Origin of the sequence: Mycobacterium sp. RTGN5 (assembly GCF_033804465.1) — a bacterium.
Lineage (GTDB): Bacteria > Actinomycetota > Actinomycetes > Mycobacteriales > Mycobacteriaceae > Mycobacterium.
Genome location: NZ_JAPZLA010000001.1, coordinates 246,345 through 258,535, shown reverse-complemented (window position 1 = coordinate 258,535; position 12,191 = coordinate 246,345). Strand labels below are relative to the sequence as shown.

Sequence of the window (12,191 nt, the reverse complement as noted above, 5' to 3'; positions counted from 1 at the left end):
CACATCGATACCGATGTTTGTCCCAGTTGCAACATGGGTAACTTTAGTAACAGGTGCTGATGCATCTGCACCTCCCTGACCAGCGAAGAAAGACGCGGATGGAATACCACTATGAATACAGTCCTTTACTTCAGCACCAACGGCCCCGTTTATGAGACCCGTGCCTACACCAAGGCCGATATCGATCTACTGATCCAAGATCACCAACTGCACTGCCTGACCAGCACCGACCGGCAGTTCGACTTCTGGTTCAGCCCGTCACGACCGGGATGCCAGAGCCGGGTGAATGAGCGTGCTACTGAATTATTCTTGGCAACAACGAAATTCACGGCGAAATCGGTGCCACTGCTGCCCGGCGCGATCGTCGTTGCCACCCACGACGCCGACGGCGACCTCGACGGACTGAGCTGGCAACAGCTCGATCTTCTGGTCCACCGGAATCGCGCGCTCACTGACCGTGACCTGCGGGTACTAGACCGCAGGATTCAGCGGGCTGACCGCCGTCTGGCGCGCCAGACCCGCAGCACGGCCATCAAGGCCGTGCCCAGCAAGCCCCCTCGCACGCCGCTGAAACGCGTACCGCAGCCTGCCTCCAGGGTCTGACGCTCAGCGCGTGGCATTCTGGCCCGGTGACGGATGTCGTGATCGCCGAGCGCGGCGACCTGCTTCAACGCGACATGGATGCCGCTGAGGCGTTGGTCCGAGCGGCATTCGGAGCCAATTTCCGTACCCATGACTGGCTCCACGGTGTCGACGGCGTGCACGTGCTGATCACCGAGAACGAAGGCCTACTTGCGCACGCCTCGGTGGTGACTCGCACCCTGCGCTACGGCACTGACGCCTTCGCTACCGGGTACGTCGAAAGTGTCGCTGTTCGCGCCGACCAACAAGGCCGCGGCGTGGGGCGGCTCGTGATGGATCACGCCGAAGCACTCATCCGCGCGCAGCATCAGCTCGGTGCTCTCAACGCAGTCGAGAGCGCGGCACCGTTCTACGCTGCCCGGGGCTGGCAACCGTGGACCGGACACACTCAAGCCGACACCCCCGACGGAGTGATCGACACCTACCACCCGGACGATCGGATCTTCGTCTTGCCGACCACCGGTACCAGTGCTCAGCGGCTCTCGGGATCATCACCGTTGATCTGCGACTGGCGCGTGGGCGATCTCTGGTAGACGCATGCTCGGCGTGCGCGCGTCACGAATTGTTAACTGCGGCCCGGGTAGTCGCAGCGGGTAGCAACCGATACAAAGCTGGACTAGCTACGCGATGTGCCGCTATTGTCAGCGCCGATAATTCTCATGCGCGGCGATGTGGGCGGGGGCCAACGTGACTTCCATCAAACGGGCTGGGCGAATCACGACCTTCGGGTTCGCCGTCGGCGCCGGTTTGCTTATCGCCTCCGGCGCCGGCGCCGCGGCGGCGACTGCCGCCCCCGGCGATTCCGGACACGGCTCGAGTAGTTCCACGGCGTCGAGCGCATCATCGTCGGCCCGATCGGCCCGCCCCTCGACCGGCACGACAGCCAAGCCCAAGCCGGCCAGCACGGTGAGCGCCCGCAGCGACCACTCGGCGCCGGTGGTGCAGCTGCACACCGCCAAACGCGCGCCGGCTGCTGTCAGCGCACCCGCAGTCTCCGCGGCTGACGACATCGCCGCCGGCCCCGCGGCGGTGGTGGTGGCCAAGCAGGTGGCGCCGAAACGCGCTCCCGCACTTCCCACTCCGGCCGAAGCCCAGCAGGCGATCGCCGATGGCCTCGGCACCGTACGTCGCAGCCTTGACAACCTCCGCGAGAAGATCGAAACACTCGTGCAGAACCAGATCACCGGCTTCAGTAACAGCCTGCTGGATCTCCGCATCGATCTCCAGCGCGTGTTCAGCAACAAGCCGCTTGTCTACGGCGATCCCGCCAACTCCCAGTACTGGGTGGCGCAGGGAGACGAGACCGCCTACCTGATGGCCGTGGCCATGGCGATCAACCGGTTCACCGGTGAGACAGTGACCGCGGCTTCCTTGGTGGCCGAGGCGATGGCCACCAACAGCACGGTTCGGCCAGACCGCAAGATGTACCTCGGTCCGACCACGTCAGACTATGTTTGGGCGCCCGATGCGTACCAGCTGGCCGAAAACCACGGGATCAAGATGACGACGACGTACTACAACCTCAATCAAGGACGACAAGCATTCAACGCCCTTGAATCCGCGTTGGCTCAAGGCAAGTCCGTCATCGTGACAATCACAGGCCCGACCACCTCAGTCGCCGATCCCGGGCCGCAGGCAATCGAACAGCATCCGGTGGTGCTGCTCGCGATCGACATCACCAACGACGTGGTCTATCTGAACGACGGTGCATTGCCTGCGGGTGGTCAGAAGCTGACGATGCCGCTGGACAAATTCATCGACACCTGGCGCACCTCGTTCTACAGCACCACCACCGCAGAGTTGGCACCAATCACGACGCAGACTGTGTCGCCTGCGACCGAAGCCATCGCCGCATGATCACCAATCTGGCGGCCTCAGCTGTTCTTGTTCACGGTGATTCGGGCGGAGCCACTATGACAACCATCAAGGGGACACCTATCAAGCGCGCCGGGCGAATCACGACTCTCGGGTTCGCGGTCGGCGCAGGCTTACTGATCGCCGCCGGTGCCGGAACCGCGGTCGCGAGTGCCGCGCCCGACGAGTCGGGGCACACGTCGACCACTACCTCGTCGGCAACGAGCAGCACATCGTCGTCGGCCCGATCGGCCCGATCGGCTCGACCCGCGACGAGCAAGCCGGCCAAACCCAAGCCGACGAGCAAGGTCAGCGCCACCAGCGACCACTCGGCATCGGTGGTGCACCTGAACACCCGCACGCGCACGTCTGCTGCCTCCGCGGTGACCGCGCCGACGTCCGTCCCCGCAGGCGAGGAACCCGCCTCGATTCCCGCTCCTTCGGTCGAACAGACCTCGGCCCAACGGATTCCGACGCCACCCCGGGCGCCGCAGGCGGCACTGGACATCGCAAAGGATCTCAACACCCTGCGCCGCAATATCGAGCTGTTGATCCGGCACCAAATCGACGACCTGCGCGACAATCTGACCACTCTTCGCTACGACCTCGCCGCGATCATCGCGCCGGCCCGTCGCCCGACCAATCCCGATATCCCGGCGGATGAAACACCGGGAGTAATCGGCACGCCGCGCAGCAGGGAGGGCTACTTCATCTACCAAGGCCAGACCAATACCTGCGCCTTGTCGACGGCGGCGATGCTCATCGGCCAGTTGTACGGTCGCGACACGATGCCGACCTGGGAACAGATCGTCAACGAGGCGGCCACCACGCCGAGTTACTCGACTCCCGGCAAGCCGATTTATGACCGCGTCAAGGACACCTTCGTCAGCACCACCGATGTGCTCCAGCTGCTGCAGACGCATGGGGTTACCGCGAACTCGACCGAATACACCCGGGGTCAACGCGATCTCGCTTTGACGAATCTCAAGGCGGCACTGACTCGGGGTGACGCGGTCGCCGTATCGGTCAACGCGGACATCATCTGGGGCAGCGGAGCTCCCGACACGGCATACAAGGGTGATCATCTGGTCACCGTGCTGGGAATCGATACGAACAAGAACGTCGTCTACGTCAATGACAGCGCCTGGGAACAGACCAAGGGCATGGGCATGGCCATCTCCATGAACGTGTTCACGAGCGCGTGGGCGGCCGACTCGTACACCACCATCACCGCCGTGGCCACGGCAAGCTCGCTGACCGCACTGGCGGCCTAGGCCGCGGTGATAATTGATCGCTGAACTATTAACTGCTGTCAGGGTCTGCCACTTTCCGGCAACCGGACATAATGCTGGACTAGATCCGCGACGCGCAGCTATTGTCAGCAACGATAATTCTCATTCGCGGTGATGTGGGCGGGGGCCGGCGTGACATCCATCAAGCGAGCTGGGCGAATCACGACGTTCGGATTCGCGGTCGGCGCCGGTTTGCTGATTGCCTCCGGCGCTGGTGCCGCGGTGGCCGCGGCCGCCCCCGATGACTCCGGGCACGCGTCAAGCAACTCGTCGGCGTCGAGCAGTTCATCACCGTCGGCCCGATCGGCGCGACCCGCGACCAAAACGGCGACCAAACCCAAGCCGGCCCGGACCGTCAGCACCGCCGGCGACACCTCGGCGCCGGTGGTGCAGCTGCACACCGGCAAGCGCACGCCGGCGGCGGCCAGTGCACCCGCAGTCCCCGCGACCGACGACGTCGCCGCCGTCCCGGCCAAACTGACAGCACCGAAACGGGCTGCCGCACTTCCCACTCCGGCCGAATTCCAGCAGGCCGTCGTCGCAGGTCTTGGCACTGTACGCCGCAGTCTCGACGAGCTGCGCGAGAAGATCCAGGTGCTCGTCCAAAACCAGATCGTCGGCTTCCAGGACAACCTGGTGGTGCTGCGCATCGACCTGGAGCGCGTCTTCAACCCCAACAAGCAGATCATCTACGGCAACCTGGCCAACGCCCAGTACTGGGCGGCCGGAGGTGCCCAGACCGCGAGCCTGATGGCCGCGGCGATGGTGATCAGCGCGCTCAAGGGCCAGACCGTGACCGCGCAGAGCATCATCGACGAAGCCATGAACACCGACAGCGTCGCCCAACCCGATCGGAAGATGTACCTGGGCACAGATACCTACGATTGGGTGTGGGCCTCCGACGCGGTCCAGCTGATGGAGACCCACGGCCTCAAAGTGCGGACCGTCTACTACACCAAGAGCCAGCAGCAGCGGGCGCTGAACACAGTTGAAACCGCGTTGTCGCAAGGTAACTCGGTCATCGTGAGCATCAGCGGCAAGGTCATCTCCAGCAACCCGACCAGCCTGGAACCATGGGTCACCGAGCACCAGGCGGTGCTGCTCGGAATCAACGTCACCAAGAATCTTGTCTACCTCAACGACGGTGCGAATCCTGCGGGACAGAACCTGACGATGTCGATCGAAGACTTCCTGGATGCCTGGCAGGCCAGTCGCTACACGGCCATCATCGCCGAATTGGCCCCTGCCACAGCGCAAGCCACCGATGAAGCCATCGCTGCATGACCGGCCACTCTGCGTTGATAACTCTCATTCGCGACGATACGGACGGGGGCCTGGCGTGACTTCCATAAAGCGGGCTGGGCGAATCACGACATTCGGATTCGCGGTCGGTGCCGGTTTGCTGATCGCCTCCGGCGCCGGCGCCGCAGTGGCGGCGGCCGCACCCGATGACGCGGGACACACGTCGACCAGCAGTTCCTCGGCCTCAAGCCGCACGCACCGGCCGGCCGCAGCGAACTCGACCGGCACATCAGCCAAGCCCAAACCGGCCCGAACGATCAGCTCCTCCAACGACTCGCCGGCACCGGTGGTGCAACTGCGCACCGTCAAGCGCACCCCGCCCGCGGCAAGCACTTTGACTGCGGTGACTCCCGCGGCCAGCGAGACCACGGTCACGCCCACGGCATCGGCCAAACAGACACCGGCCAAACAGGCGCCGGCCCAACGGATTCCCAGCCCGGCCCAGGTGCAGCAGGCCATCGTGGCGGGTCTGAACGGCGTGCGCCGAGACCTCGACACCCTGCGTCGCAACATCGAGCTGCTCGTCAAGCACCAGATCGAGGGCATCCAGGACAACCTGACCACCCTGCGCTACGACCTTGAGGCCATCATCGGCCCCAACCGGCAGCCGCAGCAGCCGGACATCCCGCCGGACGATACGCCCGGACTCATCGGCAATCCGGCCGCCAAAGAGGTCTACTTCGTCCCCCAGGGCAACACCAACAGGTGCGTCCTGATGTCCACGGCCATGGTGATCGGGCAACTTCGGGGCATCGACAACATGCCGACCGCAGAGCAGATCACCGTCGAGGCGACCACCACCCCGAGCACCGTGACACCCGGCAAGATGATCTACGACCGGGATGCGGACACCTACGTCGCGTACGCCGACGCGCTAGCACTGCTGGAGAATCACGGCATTACGGCGACGTCGACCCAGTTCTCCAAGGGTCAGGGCACGGCCGCCATCGACCACATGAAAGCGGCGCTGACCTCGGGAGAATCGGTCATCGTGACGGTTAACGCCGATATCGCCTGGGGCAGCGCCGCGCCGGGCGGGGTGGTCACGGCCAATCACGCCATCACCGTCTTGGGCATCGACACGGTCAACAACATCGTGTACGTCAACGACAGTGCGTTCCTGACCAAGGGCCAGGGGATGGCAGTCAAGATGAACGTGTTCATGAGCGCCTGGGCGGCAAACAACTACCAGACCATCACCGCCCACCTCACTCCGGCCGCAGAAGCCACGATCGCAGCCTGAGCAGCACTGCACGATTAGAGGTTTTCCCTCGTCGGCAAATACGATCGACGACGTAATGAGCGATCACGACCTGGATATCCGCACCCCTCCAACCGGGACGGCCGCGGCACTGCGTCTTGCGGCCGAAGCCGGTCGTCGGCGGACCTTCGCCGTCATCAGCCATCCCGACGCCGGTAAGTCGACACTGACCGAGGCGCTGGTCCTGCACGCCAGGGTGATCACGCAAGCCGGCGCCATCCACGGCAAAGCCGGACGACGCAAGACGGTGTCGGACTGGATGGAGATGGAGCAGGCCAGGGGCATCTCCATCACCTCGACGGCACTGCAGTTCCCTTACCGCTCGCCGGACGGGCAGGACTGCGTCATCAACCTGCTCGACACCCCGGGCCACGCCGACTTCTCCGAAGACACCTACCGGGTTCTCAGCGCGGTCGATTGCGCCGTCATGCTGATCGACGCCGCCAAGGGCCTGGAACCGCAGACCCTCAAGCTGTTTCAGGTGTGTAAGCACCGCGGCCTCCCGATCCTCACCGTGATCAACAAGTGGGACCGCCCCGGCCGCGACGCGCTCGAGCTGCTCGACGAGATCCAGGCGCGCATCGGGCTCAAACCCACCCCGCTCACGTGGCCGGTCGGTATCGCGGGCGACTTCAAAGGTGTTCTCGATCGCCGCACCGGCAACTTCATTCGGTTCACCCGCACGGCCGGCGGTGCCACCGCCGCACCCGAGGAGCACATCGCACCGGACCGTGGCCACGACGCCGCGGGTATCGACTGGGACAACGCGGTCGAAGAGTGTGACCTGCTCTCCTCCGACGACGGCGATCATGACCAGGAACTCTTTCTGCAGGGCGTGACGACCCCCGTCCTGTTCACCTCGGCCGCACTGAACTTCGGGGTGAACCAGCTCCTGGACAACCTGGTTCGGCTCGCACCCGCGCCCAGCGGACAGGTCGATGTCGACGGCAATGTGCGGCCGGTCGACGCGCCGTTCAGCGCCTTCGTCTTCAAGGTTCAGGCGGGCATGGACTCGGCCCACCGCGACCGCATCGCCTACGCCCGGGTGTGCTCGGGGACATTCGAGCGCGGCGACGTCCTCACCCACGCCGCCACCGGCAAGCCCTTCGTGACCAAGTACGCGCAGTCGGTGTTCGGGCAGCAGCGCTCGACACTGGACGACGCCTGGCCAGGCGACGTGATCGGCCTGGCCAACGCGAACGTCCTCCGTCCGGGGGACACCCTGTTCCGGGATGTTCCCGTGCAGTTCCCGCCGATACCGAGCTTCTCCCCCGAGCATTTCTCCGTCGCCCGTGGCACCGATCCGAGTAAGCACAAGCAATTCCGCAAAGGCATCGAGCAGCTGGAGCAGGAAGGCGTGGTGCAGGTTCTGCGCTCGAACCGGCGCGGTGATCAGGCACCCGTGCTCGCCGCCGTCGGTCCGCTGCAATTCGAGGTCACCAGCCACCGGATGGCCGCCGAATTCAACGCGCCCATCTCGTTGGAGGGGCTGCCCTACACCGTGGCCCGCGCCGTCGATCCCGACGACGCGGCGTTCGTCGAGAAGCAGGTGTCGATGGAAGTCCTCACCCGAACCGACGGCGTCATGCTGGCGTTGTTCACCACCAAGTGGCGCCTGCAGGGCTTCCAGGAGGACAACCCCGCCGTGCGGTTGCGGCCGCTGGTCGCGGCAGGAGACGACTGAGACCGCTTCCCGGCTACGTTGGAGGGACATGAGTCGCCACGCTGTCATCTCCGGAGCCGGGATCGCCGGCCCCACATTGGCCCACCACCTAGCCGAACGCGGATGGCGCACCACCGTCATTGAGCGCTTCTCTCAGCGTCGCGATGAGGGACAGAACATCGACGTGCGCGGCGCCGCCCGCGAGATCGCGCGCCGCATGGGGATCGAAGATGCCATCCGCGCGGCCAATACCGGCGAAGTCGGGATGCGATTCCTGCGCGACGACGGGTCTCCGGTCGCCTCGTTCCCGGTGAGTGCCACCGGGGAAATGGACGGGCCGACAGCCGAATTCGAAATCTTGCGCGGAGAGCTCGCCCGTATCCTCATCGAGCGCACCAGCGATCGCACCGACTATCGATTCGATTCCCAGATAGCCGATCTCACCGACCACGGCGATAACGTCACCGTCGACCTGCGGGACGGCGCGTCTATCGAGGCCGACCTTGTCGTCATCGCCGAGGGACTGAATTCGCGTTCCCGGCGGTATGTCACGACCGCTGACGCCGAAGATCTGGGAATGTACGTCGCCTACGCGACGCTCCCCCGCCGCGGCACCGATGACCAATGGTGGGGTTGGCAGCACGTACCCGAGTCTCGTTCGGTCCACGTGCGGCCGGACAACCTCGGCACCACCCGCGCCATGTTGACCTTCATGTCGGATGTTCGCGGACTCGACGACTTGGATCAGGACGACCAGGTCGCCATCCTGCGAAAGACCTTCGCCGATGTCGGTGGCTTGGCCCCGCGCATCCTTGCCGACCTGGACCAGCGCCGTTCGCTGTACTTCTCGGCAGTCGGCACAGTGCTCGCACCGGTCTGGAGCAAGGGGCGTGTCGCTCTGCTGGGCGACGCCGCCTTCTGCCCGGGGACCTTCGGTGGGGGCGGGACCAGCCTTGCCATGATCGGGGCTTACGTGCTGGCCGGCGAACTATCTCGCACCGGCGACGCCGGCACCGCCCTCGCACGCTACGAGCAGTTCATGCGCGCACACGTCGTCGACGCGTCACCGGTCATCCGGCGCAGTGTGCTCAGGCGCGCCAACCCACGTACCGGCGCCGGCATCCGAGCTCTTCACGCAGCCGCCCGGATCGTCGCCAGTCCTGCGGGCAAAGCCACCACAAAGGTGCTTGGCAACCGATTTACCACCGGCGCCGCGGACGGTCTTCGCCTGCCTGACTACCCTCCGGTGGCCTAGCTGTTCGCGGTGGCCAGCCCCGACTTCACCTGACGCGACAGGTCGTCCGCAAGGATCTCCGCCTGGCCGCCGAGGAGTCCGTCGACGGCCTGCTTCGCCACCACCGCCGGGGAGATCTTCTGGTCGTCGGGGACATCGCTGGCCATATCGGTGTCCATGAAGCCGACATGCAGGGCCGCGACGTGAATTCCCCTGGGCGCAAGCTCAGTTCGTAGTGCATCGGTCATCGCCCAGCCAGCGGCCTTGGCCGCCGAGTACGCACCGAACGCAGGCGCGTGGTACCACGACAGCACCGACAACACGTCGAGGATGGACCCGCCGCCGTTCTTCTCGATGACCGGCACGAACTCCCGGATGACGTTCAACGTTCCGAAGTAGTGGGTTTCCATCTCCGAGCGGATGTCATCCATCGGCCCGGTGAGCAGATCTGCCCCTGTCGAGACGCCCGCGTTGTTCACCAGCACAGTCACGTCGCCGGCGATAGCTGCCGCGGCGGCTATCGATGCCGGGTCGGTGATATCCAGTTGGATCGGCACCACGCCTGGCAGGTCGACGGTCTCCGGCCGGCGGGCTGCGGCGTAGACCTTGGCGCCGCGCGAGACCAGCTCGGCGGCCAGCTGCCGTCCCAATCCACGGTTGGCACCGGTTACCAATGCGGTGATCTGTTCTGTCATCGAAGTTCTCCCTTTTCCCAAGTCCTGATGGCCACAACCCTAGAGGAGGCTGAGTTAATCCCGCTAGACCCAGCTAACTTTGCCCTGATACTCGGAGCCAACTCCTCCCAGCTGTGAGCCCGCTAGTCGTGGCCGACCGCCCTGGGTGGATTCCACGATGGCCCAATGCAACACCACACGCATGTCGTGCGCAGCGCAGCGGCACTGGCCGCGGCCATGGGCATCGGCCGGTTCGTGTACACCCCGATCCTCCCGCTGATGACGGCACAGGCGGGCCTCGCACCACACACCGCCGCCAGCCTGGCCACCGCCAACTACGTCGGATACCTGGCCGGTGCGCTGGCCGGTTCATTCTGGCCGCGCCTGGCCAGGTCGGTCGTCGCCTGCCGGTTATCTCTGGCCGTCCTCGTTGCCAGTCTGGCGGGAATGCCGTTGGCCACCAATGCATTCGAGTGGACTGCCCTGCGCGCGCTGGCCGGATTCGCCAGTGCGCTGGTGTTCGTGATCGCCGTCAACACCTTGCTGGAGCATCTGCACGGGCGGCCAGCGCATCTGGCCGGCTGGGGCTTCGGCGGAATCGGCGCAGGCATCGCCCTGTCAGCGGTCCTGGTGCTAGCCAGCGGGCAGTGGCAGCTGGCCTGGTGGGCCTCGGCGGCGTTGGCCGCGGTGCTGGCTGGCCTCGCCTGGACGATGCAGCCGGCCCCGATCGCCCCACCGGCCGCAGCCGACGCGGGAATCAGACCGCCACACCGAGCCTTCATGCTGCTCGCGGTGAGCTACACCCTCGAGGGCGTGGGCTACATCATCGCCGGCACATTCCTGGTGGCGGCGGTGACGCAGGACGCGCCGCACTGGCTCGGCGGCGCGACGTGGCTGGTGGTAGGTCTGGCCGCCGTGCCCTCGGCGGCACTGTGGGCGGTGCTCAGCGCTCGGTGGTCGCATTCGTGGCTTCTGGTGAATGCACTGTGCGCGCAGGCGGCTGGGATCGCGACCGCCGGTGTATTCGGCGGGGTCGCGGCCGCGCTGGTCGGTGCCGTGCTCTTCGGTGGCACCTTCATCGGGATCAGCACGCTCGCGCTGGCGGCTGCCCGGCTGTTGCGCTATCCCCGGGCCGTCGCATTGTTGACCGCGGGATACTCGGTCGGTCAGATCCTGGGACCGGTGGTGGTGGGCCCGCTGCTGCGGGACGGGTTCCGGCCCGCACTGGTGGTCGCCGCGCTGGTGGTATTAGCCGCAGCCGTGGTCGCCGGGCTGATGCGGATCGTCGGGAGGCAGCCAGACGGACGGGTCGCGCACCCCGAAATCGCCGATACCGCGGGTGAATTCGTCGACCAGGGCGTGGACCACGGGATTGTCGTCGTCGCGGCGCCACACCAGCGACCACGTCCACAGCGGTGACGGGTTGACCACCGCACGCCGCACCAGATCCTTGGGCAGCGGTTCGTTCTGGCCTCTGGGGTTGTTGAGGACCGGACGTCGCAGGCCACGGATGTGCTCGAAGAACGTCGGGCCGGTGACGCCCCCGTCGTCGGTGTGCATGATGCGGGCGCCGGTGGCGGCGGCGAAATGCTCGGCATAGCGATTCCACGACGACCAACTGTTGGCATCGGCATCGACAAGAGCCACGGTGTCGGCGGCTTCCACCGGGGATTCGTCTGGGCCGAGAGCGAGCGCGTAGAGCGGATCCACGCCCAGCAGCCGCGCCTCGAGTGACAACGCTTCCAGATCAGTGTTCTGGACCCAGCAGATCGCCAGATCGAGGCTGCCATCGGCGACGCGGGCGGCCTGAGCATGCGACGGCATCACCCAGGTGTCCACCCGCAGCTCCGCGATTCCCGCGGCCCGCTCGGACCAATCGGTCGGACACCAGTTCACGTAGCCGATGCGAACCGGTTGCGACACCCCGAAATTCGATGCGCGCCTGCGTAATTCGTCGGCCTGGCTGATCAGCGCCCTGGCCTCCGGCAGAAGCGCGGCACCGGCAGCGGTGAGCACCACTGAGCGCCGGTCGCGATCGAACAGCGTTACCTTGAGATCGCGCTCGAGGACCTTGATCTGTTGGGACAGTGACGGCCCGGCAATCCGCAGACGCTGGGCCGCGCGGCCGAAGTTCAACTCTTCGGCCACCGCGACGAAGTAGCGCAGTTGCCGCAACTCCATCGCTGCAGCCTAATAGGCGCAGCCTCTCAGCAGGGAGATGATCGGTCGTCCTGGCCCGGCATCGCCGGACCACCAGGGATGTTGACCC

10 protein-coding genes and 1 pseudogene are annotated in these 12,191 nt (G+C 65.7%); 9 read left to right on the top strand and 2 right to left on the bottom strand.

The features are described 5' to 3' along the window. Nucleotides 1-111: 111 nt before the first annotated feature. The 8 genes from SLQ31_RS01195 (at nucleotide 112) to SLQ31_RS01160 (ending at nucleotide 9,269) form a co-directional block, all read left to right on the top strand. Complete coding sequence (locus tag SLQ31_RS01195; protein WP_319428926.1) at nucleotides 112-603, top strand: hypothetical protein; 492 nt, start codon at nucleotides 112-114, stop codon at nucleotides 601-603. 26 nt (nucleotides 604-629) lie between these two features. Next, nucleotides 630-1,175, top strand: a complete 546-nt coding sequence (locus SLQ31_RS01190) for a GNAT family N-acetyltransferase (RefSeq protein WP_319428924.1) — start codon at nucleotides 630-632, stop codon at nucleotides 1,173-1,175. Nucleotides 1,176-1,329: 154 nt separating this feature from the next. After that, on the top strand, nucleotides 1,330-2,499 hold the full coding sequence (locus SLQ31_RS01185) for a C39 family peptidase (RefSeq protein WP_319428922.1): 1,170 nt from the start codon (nucleotides 1,330-1,332) through the stop codon (nucleotides 2,497-2,499). A 56-nt stretch (nucleotides 2,500-2,555) separates the two neighbouring features. Further along, nucleotides 2,556-3,770, top strand: coding sequence for a C39 family peptidase (locus tag SLQ31_RS01180; RefSeq protein ID WP_319428920.1), 1,215 nt, complete (start codon nucleotides 2,556-2,558; stop codon nucleotides 3,768-3,770). A 150-nt stretch (nucleotides 3,771-3,920) separates the two neighbouring features. Then, nucleotides 3,921-5,072: a C39 family peptidase gene (locus SLQ31_RS01175; protein ID WP_319428918.1), complete on the top strand. Its 1,152-nt coding sequence runs from the start codon at nucleotides 3,921-3,923 to the stop codon at nucleotides 5,070-5,072. A 55-nt stretch (nucleotides 5,073-5,127) separates the two neighbouring features. After that, nucleotides 5,128-6,333 (top strand): C39 family peptidase, encoded by a 1,206-nt coding sequence (locus tag SLQ31_RS01170; RefSeq protein WP_319428916.1) that lies wholly within the window; start codon nucleotides 5,128-5,130, stop codon nucleotides 6,331-6,333. A 55-nt stretch (nucleotides 6,334-6,388) separates the two neighbouring features. Next, nucleotides 6,389-8,035 carry a peptide chain release factor 3 gene (locus tag SLQ31_RS01165; protein ID WP_319428914.1) on the top strand — a complete coding sequence of 549 codons (1,647 nt, stop codon included), beginning with the start codon at nucleotides 6,389-6,391 and terminating at the stop codon, nucleotides 8,033-8,035. Nucleotides 8,036-8,063: 28 nt separating this feature from the next. Continuing rightward, on the top strand, nucleotides 8,064-9,269 hold the full coding sequence (locus SLQ31_RS01160) for an FAD-dependent monooxygenase (protein ID WP_319428912.1): 1,206 nt from the start codon (nucleotides 8,064-8,066) through the stop codon (nucleotides 9,267-9,269). Here SLQ31_RS01160 and SLQ31_RS01155 read toward each other — a convergent pair. Then, nucleotides 9,266-9,943, bottom strand: a complete 678-nt coding sequence (locus SLQ31_RS01155) for an SDR family oxidoreductase (protein WP_319428911.1) — start codon at nucleotides 9,941-9,943, stop codon at nucleotides 9,266-9,268. The genes SLQ31_RS01160 and SLQ31_RS01155 overlap by 4 nt on opposite strands. 165 nt (nucleotides 9,944-10,108) lie before the next feature. Here SLQ31_RS01155 and SLQ31_RS01150 point away from each other — a divergent pair. Next, nucleotides 10,109-11,128 (top strand): annotated as a pseudogene (locus SLQ31_RS01150) (YbfB/YjiJ family MFS transporter); the annotation flags it as partial. Nucleotides 11,129-11,170: 42 nt separating this feature from the next. Here SLQ31_RS01150 and SLQ31_RS01145 read toward each other — a convergent pair. Next, complete coding sequence (locus SLQ31_RS01145) at nucleotides 11,171-12,103, bottom strand: LysR family transcriptional regulator (RefSeq protein WP_319428910.1); 933 nt, start codon at nucleotides 12,101-12,103, stop codon at nucleotides 11,171-11,173. Nucleotides 12,104-12,191 lie beyond the last annotated feature (88 nt).

Bases quoted from the DNA above. Each gene is read 5' to 3' on its own strand.
- SLQ31_RS01195 (WP_319428926.1), top strand. From the start codon at position 112: ATGAATACAGTCCTTTACTTCAGCACCAACGGCCCCGTTTATGAGACC.
- SLQ31_RS01155 (WP_319428911.1), bottom strand. From the start codon at position 9,943: ATGACAGAACAGATCACCGCATTGGTAACCGGTGCCAACCGTGGATTG.
- SLQ31_RS01165 (WP_319428914.1), top strand. From the start codon at position 6,389: ATGAGCGATCACGACCTGGATATCCGCACCCCTCCAACCGGGACGGCC.
- SLQ31_RS01160 (WP_319428912.1), top strand. From the start codon at position 8,064: ATGAGTCGCCACGCTGTCATCTCCGGAGCCGGGATCGCCGGCCCCACA.
- SLQ31_RS01145 (WP_319428910.1), bottom strand. From the start codon at position 12,103: ATGGAGTTGCGGCAACTGCGCTACTTCGTCGCGGTGGCCGAAGAGTTG.
- SLQ31_RS01180 (WP_319428920.1), top strand. From the start codon at position 2,556: ATGACAACCATCAAGGGGACACCTATCAAGCGCGCCGGGCGAATCACG.